Source organism: Mesoterricola sp. JemC181 (assembly GCF_055384585.1).
Window position 1 is genome coordinate 1,604,064 of record NZ_AP045076.1, and the last position, 15,109, is coordinate 1,619,172.

Annotated in this window: 8 protein-coding genes; 2 read left to right on the forward strand and 6 right to left on the reverse strand. The window is 69.4% G+C overall.

The annotated features are described in order from the left end of the window. Window positions 1-67 precede the first annotated feature (67 nt). Together ACZ5MC_RS07065 and dacB are read right to left on the reverse strand one after the other, a co-directional pair. Complete coding sequence (locus ACZ5MC_RS07065; RefSeq protein ID WP_306599612.1) at window positions 68-736, reverse strand: phosphoribosylanthranilate isomerase; 669 nt, start codon at window positions 734-736, stop codon at window positions 68-70. A gap of 42 nt (window positions 737-778) precedes the next feature. Further along, complete coding sequence (gene dacB, locus ACZ5MC_RS07070) at window positions 779-2,176, reverse strand: D-alanyl-D-alanine carboxypeptidase/D-alanyl-D-alanine endopeptidase (RefSeq protein WP_464517386.1); 1,398 nt, start codon at window positions 2,174-2,176, stop codon at window positions 779-781. 333 nt (window positions 2,177-2,509) lie between these two features. Between dacB and ACZ5MC_RS07075 the strand changes: the two genes are divergently transcribed. Beyond that, window positions 2,510-3,499, forward strand: coding sequence for a hypothetical protein (locus tag ACZ5MC_RS07075; RefSeq protein WP_464517387.1), 990 nt, complete (start codon window positions 2,510-2,512; stop codon window positions 3,497-3,499). Window positions 3,500-3,593: 94 nt separating this feature from the next. Here the strand turns inward: ACZ5MC_RS07075 and ACZ5MC_RS07080 are convergent, their stop codons facing one another. The 3 genes from ACZ5MC_RS07080 to carA all read right to left on the reverse strand — a co-directional run bounded on the left by ACZ5MC_RS07080 (window position 3,594) and on the right by carA (window position 12,755). Next, window positions 3,594-7,472 carry a hypothetical protein gene (locus ACZ5MC_RS07080; protein ID WP_464517388.1) on the reverse strand — a complete coding sequence of 1,293 codons (3,879 nt, stop codon included), beginning with the start codon at window positions 7,470-7,472 and terminating at the stop codon, window positions 3,594-3,596. Between the two features lie 989 nt (window positions 7,473-8,461). After that, window positions 8,462-11,680, reverse strand: coding sequence for a carbamoyl-phosphate synthase large subunit (carB, locus tag ACZ5MC_RS07085; RefSeq protein WP_306599616.1), 3,219 nt, complete (start codon window positions 11,678-11,680; stop codon window positions 8,462-8,464). Continuing rightward, a complete protein-coding gene (carA, locus tag ACZ5MC_RS07090) occupies window positions 11,673-12,755 on the reverse strand; it encodes a glutamine-hydrolyzing carbamoyl-phosphate synthase small subunit (protein ID WP_464517389.1) in 1,083 nt (360 codons plus the stop codon). Before carA ends, carB begins: the two co-directional genes overlap by 8 nt. A gap of 360 nt (window positions 12,756-13,115) precedes the next feature. On the opposite strand from carA, the gene ACZ5MC_RS07095 reads away from it, so the two are divergent. Further along, entirely contained in the window at window positions 13,116-13,676 is a 561-nt protein-coding gene (locus ACZ5MC_RS07095) for an LOG family protein (RefSeq protein ID WP_306599618.1), read from the forward strand. Between the two features lie 24 nt (window positions 13,677-13,700). Here ACZ5MC_RS07095 and ACZ5MC_RS07100 read toward each other — a convergent pair whose 3' ends face one another. Continuing rightward, complete coding sequence (locus ACZ5MC_RS07100; RefSeq protein WP_306599619.1) at window positions 13,701-14,846, reverse strand: hybrid sensor histidine kinase/response regulator; 1,146 nt, start codon at window positions 14,844-14,846, stop codon at window positions 13,701-13,703. Window positions 14,847-15,109 lie beyond the last annotated feature (263 nt).

Here is a 15,109-nt window from a genome sequence, read left to right on the forward strand (position 1 = left end):
AATCCCGGCACATGCGTCCGGCAGAACAGGTAGGTTATCGCGGAATTCCAAGATTCGGCAGGGAAATTCAGGCCCCGGCCCGGAGGGCGGCGAAGAACATCTCCAGCTTGGTGGCATTGAGCTTGCCGCTCCGGCGGACCCCGCTGCACAGGTCCAGGCCGTAGGGGCGCACCACGGCCACGGCCTGGGCCACGTTGCCCGGGTTCAGGCCCCCGGCCAGGAATACCGGCAGCGTGGTGGCCTCCACGATGGCCCGGCTCAGCCCCCAGTCGTGGGTGCGCCCGGTGCCCCCCAGTTCCTTGACCGCCAGGGCCGGGTTCCCCGAATCCAGCAGCAGGGCGTCCACCAGGCCCTCCAGGGACCGGGCCTCGGCCAGGGAGGCCTCCCCGGTCACGTGGACCACCTGGACGAGGCGGACCCCGGGCAGCTCCTGCCGGATCTTCCTCAGGTCGGCCCGGGGCACCTCGTCCACCAGCTGGATCGTGGTGGTGCGGCAGAGCCGGTGCTGGCGGAGGATCCCGTCGGCGTCCTGGCGGGAGGTGAGGAGGAAGGTGGCGATGGGCGGCGGCACCGCCGCCGCGATCTCGGCGATGAGGCCGTCGCCGATGATCCCCGGCCCGCTGGGCATGGCCGAGACCAGGCCCAGGGCCGAGGCCCCGCAGGCGATGGCCAGCCGCGCCTCCTCGAGGCTCGAGATGCAGCAGATCTTCACGAAGGGCAGATGGGGGAGGCGCAAGGGAGGACCGGTGGGATTTCCCACTCTACCGCCTTCGCGGCCTCACTGCACGCGCGCCGCCTGCTCCGCCAGGAGCACGGCGGCGGCGTCCAGGTCCGCGGCCGGGGCGGGGGACACATGGTTGTTGAGGATGAGGGAGAACGCAAGGCGCTCCCCGGCCGCGGTGGTCACGTAGCCGGCCAGGGAATGGGTGTTGCGCAGGGTGCCCGTCTTGGCCCGGACGTTGGCCGCGGCGGGGGAATCCCCCATGCGGCTGCGCAGGGTGCCGTCCACCGCCGCCAGGGGCAGGGCGTCCGCGAAGGCCGGGCCCTCGGGGCGGGCGGCCATGAATTTCAGGAGGGCCGTCAGGGCCCGGGGCTTCACCAGGTCCTTGCGGGAAAGCCCGGCCCCCTCCTCGAGCAGGACGTCCCCGGCCGGAATCCCGGCCTCCTTCAGGAAGTCCGCCAGGGTCGCCAGGCCCGCCTCCTCGGATCCCCCCGCCTGGAGCAGGAGGAGCTGGGCGTAGAGGTTGACCGAGTCCTTGAGGGTGGCCTTCACCAGGTCGCGGACGGCGGGGGATTCCACGAAGGCCAGCTCCACCGGGGCAGGCGCGGTCCGCGCGGCGGCGCCGCCCGTGATCCGCACGCCGTGGCGCTCCAGGGCCCGGCGCAGGAGCCCGGCCGCGAAGAGGGCGGGGCGCCGCACCGGGACGGCGAGGGAGGCCGGGGCGGCGCCGGCGGCGAGGCTGCCGGTGACGACCAGCTCCTCCCCTTCCCAGAGGGCCCGGAGGCCGGGCCCCGCGCCGGTGGCGGTGAGGTTGCGCAGGGGCAGGAGCCCCAGGCCGGGGATCGGGAAGAGGTGGCAGGGCCCCCCGCCGGCTCCCGGGTAGATCCGCAGGTCCACCATGTTGTCGTGCACGGTGAGGGCCGACACGTCGGCCCCGAAGGCGTAGTCCCGGTCCCCGCTCTCCCAGCCCGACCCGAAGGGCCGGGTGCGGAAGAAGCTGTCGTCGCCCACCACGTCCCCCCGCACCACCCGCACCCCGGCCGCGGCCACCTGGGCCGCGAGGGCCTCGAAGGGGTCCGGCGTGCCGGGATACCCGTGCCACCGGGCCAGGAGCATGGGATCGCCGCGGCCGAAGAGGACCAGGTCGCCCTGGAGGACCCCGTCCGGCCCGGGGCGGCCCCCGGCCAGCACCGACGTGCGGATCCGCCGCTCCGGCCCCAGCCTGCAAAGCGCCATGGCGCAGGTGAACAGCTTGGCGTTGCTGGCCGGCACGAAGTATTTGCCGGCGTCCTGCTCGAAGACCGTGCGCCCCGTGTCCAGCGATACCACCGAGACGCCCCACCTGGACGCTTCGAAGCGCGGCGCCTGGAGGTGGGCCTGGAGCCGGGTGGCCAGGGGCTGGGCGAAGGCCGCCGGGGCGAGGAGAAGGACCAGCAGGAGGCGGAGGATCGGCATGCCTCCATCATAGACGGCCAGGGCGGCGCCCACGCCGGGGCCGGCGCCGCGCGCCGGGACAGAGGGGATCCCGGTGACCGTGATTGAATTGGTCGATCGATCACAAGGGGCTTTCCTGGAGCTGGAAGTGGGAGGCGCCGCCTCCATCCCGCGTGATCAACATCTCATTGCCAGATCCCCTTCGGGCCTTCCTGGGCTTTTCATGCTAAATTCAATTTGCGTTGATCAAACGAACGAATAACCCGTTCGTGGACGCTCCACCCCCAAGGGTCCCGCTTGCCCCGCCTTGACCCCGGGGCTGCGGATCTCCCCGGACCCGCCTTCGGAACCCCCATGCGTCCTCTCCTTCTCCTCGTGCTCCTGGCCGCCGTGGGCGGGTCCCACGTCCGCGGCCAGGAGGTGAGCGCGGCCCTCGGCAGGCTGCATGTCATCGGGGCGCGGGAGGCGACCTACACGTGGCAGTTCCAGTACCTCCATCCTTTGGCGGGAGCCTGGTCGGCGAGCTTCACGTGGCTCAATGAAGGGCACCTGGATGGCCACCACCGGGACGGGGCCTCCGTCCAGGTCTGGCGCTTCCATCGAATGGAGCGGAACAGCCTGCGGCTGGGAGCCGGCCTGGGCATCTACCGCAACTTCGACACCACGCCCGGCCAGGACGGCGGCGGGTACCAGAACGACCACGGCCTGCGGACCCTGCTGAGCCTCCGGGCCCAGTATCCCTTCGCGGGCGGCGCCTGGGAGGGGTTCGTGCAGCTGAACCGCGTCCTGGGCGCCCCCGGGCCCCAGACCCAGGGTTCCCTGGTGGGGGTGAGCACCCGGTTCGGCGGGCATCCGTCGGTCCGCCCTTCCGCCTCCCCGGCCCCCCGTGAGGACCCGGCCAATGAGCTGGTCTTCCTGTTCGGCCGAACCATCCTCAACAGCATGGAAAGCGAGACGACCGAATTCCTGCAATCCTTCGCGGTGGAATACCGCAGGCGGCTGGCCCGGAATGTGGACTTCTCGGTGACCTACTGCGACGAAGGGGGCATCGACGCCGCCAGGCGGGACGGTCTGTCGGTGCAGGCCTGGCTGTCCACCCGGAGCGCCAACCGGGACTGGATGCTGAGCGTGGGCATCGGACCCTACCTCTCCCGCACCTTCCCCGACCGGGGAAAGTCCGAACCCCCGGATACCGTGAACATCCGCTCCAGCGGGCGCATCTCCATGCTGGCGGGACGGAGCCTGGGACCGCACCTGGGCCTGCGCCTGCAATGGAACCGCACCATCACGCTCAACGACCGGGATACGGACGTGCTGCTGACGGGCCTCGCCTATTCCTGGTGAGGCGGGCCTTCCGCGGAACCGCCAGGGCCGTGAAGGAATTCGCGGCCCTGGCGGGTAGGTGTCGGGAATGGACCGGAAGGTCCGGGGCGCCCCGCTACCGGAAGGCGACCTTCATGATGGCGTCCGGGGTGGAGACGAGGAGGTTGCCCGTGGCCGGGTCGACGGAAACGCCCTGGGGGTCGGCGAAGGCCGTCGGCAGGGGGCCGGGGGCGACCCCCCGCATCCTCGGGAACCCCGCAAAGCCCAGGACCGTGGTGACCGTCCCGTCCGGCGCGATCATGCGGAGGGCCTCATTGTCGAAGTCCGCGACATAGGCGTTCCCGTCGGAGTCGACCGCCAGGGAGGCCGGCTTGTTGAAGCGGGCCAAGGAGCCGTTCGCGTCGACGTACCCAGGGTCCGTCGGGAACCCGGGTGCGCCCGCGTCCCCGGCCAGCGTGCTCAGCGCGCCGGTCGCGAGGTTCACCTTCCGGATGGTGTGGGAACCGAAATCCGAAACGAGCAGGCTTCCGGCACCATCCAGGGCGATTCCGAAGGGCGCGGTGAGGGTGCCCTGCCCGGCCGGCCCGTCCAGGGAATCAGCCCGCAGGGGGTCGCCGGCCAAGGTGGTCACCTGCCCGGTCGGGTCGATCTTCCTGATCACGTGGTTGTCGCGATCGGCCACGTAGAGGTTGCCGGCTCCATCCACGGCGATGCCCGAAGGGCGGTTGAAGCGCGCCGCGGTTCCCAGGCCATCGGCAAACCCGCCCGGCTGTGTCACATCCCCCGCCACCGTGGTCACGACGCCGTCCTGCGCGACCCTGCGGATGGCATGGTTCATCATGTCAGCGACGAACAGGACCCCCGCGGAATCGATGGCGATGGCATAGGGCTGGTTGAACCGGGCTCCGGTGCCGGTCGCGTCAACGGCCCCAGGGGTGCCGTTCCCGGCAAGGAGGGTGACGGTGCCGTCCGGCGAGATCCTGCGAATGGCGTGGTTCTGGGTGTCGCACACGTAGGCGACGCCGGCGGCGTCGGACACGGAGCCCCTGGGTTCCCTGAATTTGGCGCCAGTCCCCACGCCGTTCACCGCACCTGCCGAGGGAAGGGTGCCGGCGACGGTATACGTATTGGAGGCCGCGGGAATCGCCCGGATGGCGTTCCCGAAGGGGCCGTTGACGCCGGCTTGGCCATCCGCAAGGAATACCGTTCCGGTCGCGTCCACCGCCAGGCCCCCTGGCTGGGTGAACCGGGCCTGGGTCAAGGGATGGCCATCCAGGGTCCCCATGGCCGAGGTGTCGCCGGCCAGAGTGGAGACGAGGTACCCGTTGGGGGTCTGGGTGAGCTTGCGGACACTCTTGTGCGCGAGATCCGTCACGTAGAGGTTGTTTGCGGAATCCACGGCAATCTGGATGGGATTCGTGAACGTCGCGACCGTGAGGCCGTCACCGTCCGTGACGCCGTTGAGGGTTCTGGCCAGATCCCGGCCCGCGACGGTGGAGACGAAATAGGTGCCGTCCGCCTGCGGCGTCAATTTGCGAATGACGCTGGAGGTCGTATCCGTCACGTAGAGGCTGCCGTTTCCCCCCAGGGCCAGGCCTCCCGGTTGCCGGAAACGCGCGGTGGCGCCTGGCCCGTCCATGAATGCAGGGACGCCATCCTGGCCCGCGATCGTCATCGTCACCAGGGGGGCCATGCCGGGATTGAAGGCCCGGATGGTTCGGCTGCTTCTGTCCGAGACGAACACCTGGGTGCCATCCGGACTCACCGCGATGCCGTAGGGCTCCCTGAAGAGGACGTCACCGTTGGTGCCGTCCGTGGAACCCTGGGTTCCAGGCACGCCCGCGAGGGTGGATACGGTCCCGTCCACGGCGACCTTGCGGATGGTGGCATTGCCGAAGTCCGCCACATAGATGTTGCCGCTGGCGTCCAGGGCCAGTCCCACCGGGGTGTTGAACCGGGCCTCACGCCCTTGGCCGTCCGCGCTGCCGGGGACGCCGGGATTCCCAGCCACGGTGGTCACCGTGCCGTCGGCGGCCACCTTTCGGATCGTATGGTTCAGCGTATCCGCCACGTAGTTGTTCCCAGCGGCGTCCATGGCGAGCCCGCGAGGGTTCCTGAACCGCGCGAAGCGGGCCGCGCCGTCACCATTGCCGTACCCGGAGGGGAAGCCGGCCACCAGTTCGAGGGCCGCCACGCGCACCGTCACGTCGCGGGTGATGCTGTCGCCCCCGGCGTTGGTCACCCGGAGGGCGAAGCGCCGGCCGTTCTGCAGGGGGCCCGTGCTGATCGGCTGGCCGCTGGTGACCGCGCCGAGGGTTTCCACCTGGGCCGTGCCGCCCGGACCGGCGTCGAAGACGGCGGTGAGGTCGGCCTCCCGGCCGGGGCCGAGGATGGGGTGGCTGGTGGTGAATCGGGTGATGGTGGGCATGGGGACGGTGGAGATCGTCCGCTCCGCCCGGTCCACATTGCCGGCGGCGTCCAGGACCGTCAGGGTGTAGGTGCCGGGAGCCACCTGGACGCTGCCGGGACTGGTGACGGCGAGGTTGCCCGGCGAGAGGGTTCCGGTGCCGCCACTGAAGGTGAAGTTGAGGGTGGCGTTCCGCCCCGCCGTGACCACGCTCTGGTTGGGTGCGAACTGGTCGATGACCGGGTAGGTGGGGGTGAAGCCCACCGAACCTTCGCGGGTGGAGCCGTCCGCCAGGGTCATGGCGCAGCGAAGCGTGGCGGGTGCCGGACCGCCGGCGGTGAAGACGATCGCGTTCGTGCCCGCGCCCAGGTCGATGGTGCCGTCCGAGAGCGTCCAGGCATACGTGGCCCCGGGCTCAGGGTTCACCTCCGCCCGGAGTCCGCCCCCGTAGGCGGGGAAGGCCGGCCGGAGCAGCGACACGGCCAGCGCGCCGGGGGCGGGGGCGCTTTGGACCGTCAAGGCCAGTGAAGGAGCATCGATGGAATCGCCGGCCGGGTTGGTGATCGTGCAGTCCAGGGTCAGCGGTCCGGCGACGCCGGCGGTGAAGGTGACGGTGTCGGTGCCGTCGCCTGCGGTGAGGGTGCCATTGCCGATCCTCCACCGGTAGGTGCAGCCGGCCTGGGGAGCCACCCTAGCCTGGTAGCCCGAAATGCCCGCCTGGACAGCGCCCGAAACGGTGATGGGGGTGGCGGCCAGGGCCGGCAGGACCTTCACCAGCGTCTGGGACGACACCAGGGGGGTGGTTCCGCTGTGGACGGTCAAGGTGTAGGTGGTGTCCCCAGCGGGGGTGACCACCACCGCCGTGCCGCTGGTGATGGGCAGGCCGCCGGGCTCGATGAGGCCCGTGCCGCCGGTGAAGGTGGCCATCAGGGACGTGGGCCTGCCGGCGGTGATCCGGGCCGGCGACGCCTTGAAGTCGGTGATGGTGGAGACCCTGACGGCGACCGTGAAGGTGCTGGCCTTGGCCTCCTTGCCGGCGGCGTTGGAGACGACGCAGGTCAGCACCAGGTCTCCGGTGGCGCCCGCATCGAAGGTGACGGTGTTCTCGTTCTGGCCGGAGGTGATGGAGCCGTTGCTGATGCTCCACTTATAGGTACTGCCCGCCTCGAAGGGGACCGTGGCCACCATGCCGGTCTGGAACGTCGCCACCTGGGCCGGCGCCTGGATCTCGGGGGCCGCGGGCGCCTGCGCCACCTTCACGGTGACGACCCGGTGCACCGCGGCGTTGTCGGCGCCCTTGACGGTGAGGGTGTAGTCGGTGTCCTGGTCCGGCGAAACCGTCAGGCTTCCGCCGCTGGTCACGGGGCCGAGGTTCGGATCGAGGGTGGCGGTTCCCCCCTCGAACGCGAACGTCAGGATCGCCGAGTCGCCTTTCGTGATGATCGACTTGTCCGCCTGGAAGCTGGCGATCTTCGGCGCCGCCGGTTCCGTGGGGGTGGGAACGGACCCGCCGGAGCCGGACCGCCTGGTGCAGGCCGGGGCCAGGATCAGGAGGAAGGACGCCGCTGCGGCCGTGATCAGGTGCACGGCCACTCCCGGGGAGGGGGCGGGTGTGGGTTGAGGGTGGATGGGTTCGGGAAGGGCCATAGGTGGGGTCTCCAACTGGATCATTTTAATTTATAGTTAATATAATGCAAACATTTTAGTAACTTCGGCACGATCGATTTCACGATGTTTGACTTTTAAATATTTTATTTTTTAACACTTAGAATTAAGGTAATCGGATTGTGTTTCAGGTCGGAATATTCAAAACATTAAATAAATATATAAATGGAATCCACGGATTGAAGCTCCGGACCGGCCAAGCTGGTGACGCGGCGCCAGGGCGGGCACCGGGGCCTGCACTTGTATAAAACTTAGAATTGTGGTGCTTGCCGATTCTTGAGATCGGGTGGGTCGGAACCTTGGGCCAGGCTTCAACCCCGGCTCACCCCTTAGCGGAGTTCAAAGGTGGCGCCATGACCCCAACGCTCCCGGCCGGACTCCTTCCGTTGGCGCCGGCCCCGCCGGCGGCAACGAACCCGGGCGTCCTGGAGGAAACCGGACCTGCCGCCATCCGAGCGCCACGGTGGAACCCGGGTAGGCCGCCAGAAATTCAGGTACCTAATCCCGGATTCGGCAGCAGGGCCTTGAATTGGCAATCGCGCCATTTGGAACGCCTGATTTCCTTGGGTTTGTCGAGAACGCAGGGAGGATCGGATGGCGGACCCAAGGGTGCAGCCGAAGCTTACCGCGGCCGGGGGCCAGGAGGTTGAAATCGGCCTGACCCGGAAACCGGTTTCCCCATGGGGCGGGTTGGCCTTGTTCGCCGCGTTTGGGGAGCCGATCGGTCGTCGCCAGGCCATGGAGCAGGCCCTGGCCGGGGTTTGCAGGACATCGCCCAACGCCCTTCCCTCGGACCGATGGCGAATCCTCCGCGCCGCTGCGTTTGACTGTTTTCTTATGAAATGACAGCCATTAGCCCTTGCATGGCGGGTCGCGGGCAAGGGGTCGGAACGCCAGCCGACCCGGCCGGTCTAGATCCGGGTTCCCAGCTCCTGCAGGTTGCGCACCCGCACCTCGCCCCGCAGCGTCTCCACCGCCTCGCACGCGGCCAGGGCGGCGCTCATGTTGGTGACGCAGGGGATCTTCAGGCGCAGGGACTGGCGACGGATGGTGTCCTCGTCCACGAAGGCGTTCTTGCCGTGGGGGGTGTTGACCACCCACTGGATCTCGCCGTTCTTCAGGAGGTCCACGGCGTTGGGGCGGCCCTCGTTCACCTTGTGGATGCGGCGCACCCGGTACCCGGCGGCCTCCAGGGCGCGGGCGGTGCCGTCCGTGGCGCACAGGCCGAAGCCCAGGCTCGCCAGGCGCCGGACCAGCTCGGGGAGCTGGGGCTTGTCCTGGTCGCTGACGCTGAGGAAGACGGTGCCGGACAGGGGCAGGACCATGTTGGCGGCCTGGAGGGCCTTGGCGTAGGCCTCGCCGAAGGTGGCGCCCACGCCCATCACTTCGCCCGTGGAGCGCATCTCGGGGCCCAGGACCGGGTCCACGCCCGGGAACTTGGCGAAGGGGAAGACCACGCCCTTGACGGCCACGGCCAGGGCCTGGCCGTCCTGCACGCCCTGCTCGCGCAGGGTCTCGCCCAGCCCGATCCGCGCGGCCACGCCGGCCCAGTTGACGCCGGTGGCCTTGGAGATGAAGGGCACGGTGCGGCTGGCCCGGGGGTTGGCCTCCAGGCAGTAGGGGAGGCCGTCCTTGATGGCCCACTGGAGGTTCAGGAGGCCGCGCACCCCCAGCTCGAAGGCCAGGGCGCGGCTCATGGCCTTCACGGTCTCCAGGGTCGCCTCGGGCACGCCCAGCGGGGGGAAGACGGCGTACGAGTCGCCTGAGTGCACCCCGGCCTCCTCGATGTGGGCCATGACGCCGGCGATGACGGCGGTCCCGCCGTCGCACACCAGGTCCACGTCCAGCTCCTGGGCGTTCTCCAGGTAGCGGTCGATGAGCACGGGACGGTCCTCGCTCACCAGGGTGGCCTCGCGCATGTACTTCTCCAGGCCCGCGTCGTCGAAGACGATGGCCATGGCCCGGCCGCCCAGCACGAAGCTGGGCCGCACCATGACGGGGTAGTGGAGCTTCTCGGCCACGGCGAGCGCCTGGGCGGGGTTGGAGGCCATGCCCCAGGGCGCGGCCGGGATGTCCAGCTTGCGGAGCACCTCGCCGAAGCGGTTCCGGTCCTCGGCGTCGAAGATGGCCTTGTGGGCCGTGCCCAGGAGCGGCACGCCCGCGGCCTCCAGCTTCTGGGCGAGCTTGAGCGGGGTCTGGCCGCCGAACTGGGTGAAGACGCCCAGCAGATGTCCGCCCGCGCCCTCCCGGTCCACCACGGCCTTCACGTCCTCGAAGACCAGGGGTTCGAAGTAGAGGCGGTCGGAGATGTCGAAGTCCGTGCTCACGGTCTCGGGGTTGCAGTTGACGAGGATGGCCTCCACCCCCTTGGCGCGGATGGCCTCCACCGCCTGCACGCAGCAGCAGTCGAACTCCACGCCCTGGCCGATGCGGTTGGGGCCGCTGCCCAGGACGATGGCCTTGGGGCGGTCCGTGGGCGGGGCCTCGCTGCGCTCCTCCCAGGTCTGGTAGAGGTAGGGCGTCTCCGCCTGGAACTCGCCCGAGCAGGTGTCGATGCGCTTGACGGCGTGGCGCAGGCCCATGGACGCCCGCAGGGCGCCCACGCCGGCCTCGGTGGCCCCGCAGAAGGCGGCGATCTGGGAATCGGTGAACCCGGCGCGCTTGCCCTTCTCCAGCAGCTCGCGGGGGAGCCGCTCCAGGGGGAAGCCCCGCAGGCGCCCCTCCAGCACCACGATCTCCTCCATCTCCCGCAGGAACCAGGCCGAGATGCAGGTGAGGCGGTGCAGCTCCTCGACGGAGTGGCCCGCGCGCAGGGCCTGGTAGATCCAGAAGATCCGCTGGGGGCCCGGCGTCAGGAGGTGCTCCTTGAGCCGCGAGAGGTCGAGCTTCCCGTCGAGGGCGCCCGCGAGGCCCAGGTGGCCCTCCTCCAGGCTGCGCAGGGCCTTCTGCAGGGCCTCCTGGAAGCTGCGGCCGATGGCCATGGTCTCGCCCACGCTCTTCATCTGGATGCCCAACACCGGTTCGGTCTCGGGGAACTTCTCGAAGGTGAAGCGGGGGACCTTGACCACCACGTAGTCCAGCACCGGCTCGAAGGCCGCCTTGGTGCGCGCGGTGATGACGTTGGGCAGCTCCCACAGGCGGTAGCCCAGGGCCAGCTTGGTGGCCACCCAGGCGATGGGGAAGCCCGTCGCCTTGCTGGCCAGGGCCGAGGAGCGGGATACCCGGGGGTTCATCTCGATGACGATCATGCGGCCCGAGGCGGGATCCAGGGCGAACTGGATGTTGCTGCCGCCGGTCTCCACGCCCACGCCGCGGATGACGGCCTTGGCGGCCTCGCGCATGCGCTGGTACTCGGGGTCCGTGAGGGTGAGGATGGGGGCGACGGTGATGCTGTCGCCGGTGTGGATGCCCATGGGGTCCAGGTTCTCGATGCCGCAGATGATCTCCACGTTGTCGTCCAGGTCCCGCACCACCTCCAGCTCGAATTCCTTCCAGCCCAGGATGCTCTCCTCCACCAGGACCTGGTGGATGGGGCTGAGGTCCAGGCCCCGCTGGGCGATGGCCTCGAAGTCCTCCACGTTGTAGGCGATGCCCCCGCCGGAGCCGCCCAGGGTGAAGGAGGGGCGCAGGATCGCGGGGAAGCCGGTCATCTTCGAGATGGCGCGGGCCTCCTCCATGCTGTGGGCGAAGCCGCCCCGGCAGGTCTCCAGGCCCAGTTCGTCCATGAGGGCCTTGAACTGCTCCCGGTCCTCGCCGCGGTCGATGGCCGCGGGCTGGGCGCCGATGAGGCGCACGCCGTAGCGCTCCAGGATGCCGGCCTTGTGGGCCTCCATGGCCAGGTTGAGCGCCGTCTGGCCCCCCACGGTGGGCAGGAGCGCCGCGGGGCGCTCCCGCTCGATGACCTTCTCCAGCACCGCCAGGTTCAGGGGTTCCAGGTAGGTGGCGTCGGCCCGCTGGGGATCGGTCATGATGCTGGCCGGGTTGGAGTTCAGGAGGATGGTGCGCACCCCCTCCTCGCGCAGGGCCTTCAGGGCCTGGGTGCCGGAATAGTCGAACTCGCAGGCCTGGCCGATCTGGATGGGGCCGGCGCCAAGCACCAGGACTGAAGTGATCTCGGGGTTCCTAGGCATGGTGGTCCTCCATCATGCGGACGAACCTGCCGAAGGCCCCGCGCGCGTCGTGGGGTCCGGGGGAGGCCTCCGGGTGGTGCTGGATGCTGAAGATGGGGAGCGTGCGGTGCCGGAACCCCTCCACGGTGTCGTCCGAGAGGTGGCGGTGGGTCACCTCGATCTCGGGAGGCAGGGTCGCCTCGTCGACGGCGAACCCGTGGTTCTGGGCGGTGATCTCGACGCGGCGGGTGGCCAGGTCCAGCACCGGCTGGTTCGCGCCGCGGTGGCCGAACTTCAGCTTGAAGGTGCTGCCCCCGAAGGCCTGGCCCAGGAGCTGGTGCCCCAGGCAGATGCCGAAGATCGGGAGCCGGCCGATGCAGGCCTCCACCTCCTTGCGCATGCCGGGCAGCGCCGCGGGGTCGCCGGGGCCGTTGCTAAGAAAAAGCCCGCTGAAGCGGGCCGCGGTCAGCTCGGAGGCCGGGGCGTCCCAGGGGAAGACCTCCAGGTCGAGCCCCGAGGCGGCGAGCCGGGTGAGGATGGAGGCCTTGATGCCGCCGTCCAGGACCGCCACCCGGAACTTCGCGCCCTCCCGCAGGAGCTCGTAGCGGTCCGTGCAGCTCACCTCGCCCGCCAGGGCCTGGCCGGACATGTCCGGCAGGTGGGAGGCCGCGGCCACCCCCGCAGCGAGGGAACCGTCCGTCTCGGTCCAGATGAGGCCGGGCTGGGCGCCCCGGTCCCGCACGTGCTGGGTGAGGGCGCGGGTGTCCACCTCGGTGATCACGGGGATCCGGTGGCGCTTGAGCCAGCTGCCCAGGTCGCCCTCGGCCCGCGCGTGGTCGGGCTGGAGGGTCAGGCGCCGGCAGATGAACCCCGCCGCCCAGGGCCGCGGGGCCTCGTTGAGGTCGCCATGGACGCCGTAGATCCCCTGCTCGGGGAAGGTCATGCAGACCATCTGCCCCGCGAAGCTGGGGTCCGTGAGGATCTCCTGGTAGCCGGCCATGGCGGTGGTGAACACCACCTCGCCGCTCCCGCCCCGGCCAAGGGGGGCGTCGCCTCTGAAGCACTCACCGTCTTTCAGGATCAGGTGCGCGAGCATGGGGTCTCCTCACGCTGCCTTGGGGCCGGGATCTCATGACCCCTTCGTTCCGGCATTCCGTCGAGATTAGTGCGAACGCCTCTGGATAAACAGACTTGAATATGTATGGTTTTTCGGGCGATAATAGTGGCTTCTTTCCTGAACGGACCTGGATGGCCCCAAGCGCGTGGCCGGATCCAAGCAGTTGATAAATAAGGCAATCTTGGGTTCGCTTCGGCGGATTCCGGGTTTCGGCTTTTCGGGTCTGCAAATGATTAAATAGTTTTTTGGTTTAGACAATAATTTTCATTCATCCCTTTTGTGCTCGCTTGTTCATTCGTTTGGATGCAATGCGCGCGGCCGTACGAGAGCATGGAAGCCATGGACAACCCTGGCACCCTCTGCGTCTTCGCCGGCTCCCATTCCGGCACCAACCCCCATCACCTGGCGGCGGCGGTGGCCCTGGGGCAGGCCATGGCCCGGCGGGGCACGGGTCTCGTCTACGGAGGCGCCCATTGCGGCCTCATGGGGGCCCTGGCCGACGCGGTGCTCCAGGGCGGGGGCAGGGCGGTGGGGGTCATGCCCCGGGCCCTGGTGGCCCGTGAGAAGGCCCACCGCGGCCTGACGGAGCTGATCATCACCGAGGACATGCACTCCCGGAAGGCCCGCATGGTCCAGCTCTCGGGCGGATTCCTGGCCCTGCCCGGGGGGTTCGGCACCCTCGACGAGCTGTTCGAGGTGCTGACCTGGGCCCAGCTGGGCATCCACGCCAAGCCCGTGGGGCTCCTCAACAGCGACGGCTTCTGGGACGGCCTGCTGGCCTTCCTGGGCCAGGTGGAGGCCCACGGCTTCCTCCACGGGGACGGTCTCGCCGGACTGCCCTGCGAGGCGGACCCGGACCGGCTCCTGGATCGGCTAGCCCCCAGGAGCCTGTCCACGTAACAGGAGGCCCCGCGAGGCCTCCTGTTACGTGGACAGGCTCCTCGGTAGCTCCAGCACGAACCGGCTGCCCCGGGGCTGGTTGTCCTCGACCCAGATGCGCCCCCCGTGCAGCTCGGCCACGTGCCTGCAGAAGGCCAGGCCGAGGCCCTTGCCGCCTCCCGTCCCGGCGTCCTCCCCGGCCTTGAAGAGCCGGTCGAAGATCTGCTCCTTCAAGGGGTCCGGCACGCCCGGCCCCTGGTCCTCCACCGAAATCCGGCACTGGCCGGCCCGGGCGTCGAGGGCCGCCCGCACCTGGATCGCCTCGCCCGGCGCGTGGCGGGCGGCGTTCTCCAGCAGGTTGAAGAGCACGCGCCGCACCAGGTGCGGGTCGGCCTGGATCGTGCCCGGGCCGTCGGCCTTCACCTCGAAGACCTGGGGGCGCCGGGTGCCGAAATTCCCGAACTCGCTCACGACCCGCGGGAGCCAGCGGGCCACGAGGATGGCCTCGGTGCGCAGGACCGGGCGGTCCCGGCGGGACAGGGAAATGTCCAGGAAGTTGTCCACCAGGCCGTGCAGGCTCCGGGTGCAGGAACCGATGCGGCGCTGGTGCTTCTCCCAGTGGTCCGGGGAGGCGTCGTGCTCGAAGATCTCGACGCTGGCGAGGAGGCCCGCCAGCAGGTTCTTCACGTCGTGCAGGATGAACTGGACCATCTCCTCGTGCTGGACCTGCATCTGCAGGACGGCCTCCTTCTCCTGCCGGAGCTGGATGCGCAGGCGCCGCAGGCGCAGGAGGCTGCGCACCCGGGTCAGGAGCTCGGGGGGCAGGATCGGCTTGCGCAGGAAGTCGTCGGCCCCCGCGCGAACCGCGTCCCCGTGGTTCCGGGGCGAATCGTCCACGGTGACGATGAGGATGGGGATGTCGTCCCCCTGGGGGTCCGCCCTCAGCTGCCGGCAGATCTCCAGGCCATGGGCGTCCGGCAGGAGGAGGTCCAGAACCAGCAGGTCGGGAAGCCGCTCCCGGAGCGCCGCGAGGCCCTCCTCCACGGTCGTGGCGGCCCGCACGCGGTAGCGGCTCTCGGCGAGGATGAACCTGAGGAATTCCATCGTGACGGGAGCGTCCTCGACGACGAGGATCTCGGCGCCCTCGTCGGCCCTCACGTGGGGGTGGCTGTCGGGGTCTGCGGGCTGCACGGGGCGTTCCTTCACAAGTCCGGCTGGGGGAACTGTAAATGAATTAATAATTTGAGCTTATGGGGTGGTGTCGGCGTTTCCGTATTGTCCGCCGCTTCGGAGGCTATGCCTAGCCATCATGCGTCCGGCACGTCGGTCCACGGCCCATCCCCCCCCGGGTTCTCGGACCAGGAATCAGAAGCTGGGGCGCCGGGAACTGCAAATGGAGAAATATCTGTCAGGAGGGGATTGACGAATGCCAAGCAAAGAGTACTCTGTAATGC

What these genes read in the sequence shown, in the direction of transcription:
- dacB (WP_464517386.1), bottom strand. Translation starts at nt 2,176, where the DNA reads ATGCCGATCCTCCGCCTCCTGCTGGTCCTTCTCCTCGCCCCGGCGGCC.
- ACZ5MC_RS07075 (WP_464517387.1), top strand. Translation starts at nt 2,510, where the DNA reads ATGCGTCCTCTCCTTCTCCTCGTGCTCCTGGCCGCCGTGGGCGGGTCC.
- ACZ5MC_RS07095 (WP_306599618.1), top strand. Translation starts at nt 13,116, where the DNA reads ATGGACAACCCTGGCACCCTCTGCGTCTTCGCCGGCTCCCATTCCGGC.
- carB (WP_306599616.1), bottom strand. Translation starts at nt 11,680, where the DNA reads ATGCCTAGGAACCCCGAGATCACTTCAGTCCTGGTGCTTGGCGCCGGC.
- carA (WP_464517389.1), bottom strand. Translation starts at nt 12,755, where the DNA reads ATGCTCGCGCACCTGATCCTGAAAGACGGTGAGTGCTTCAGAGGCGAC.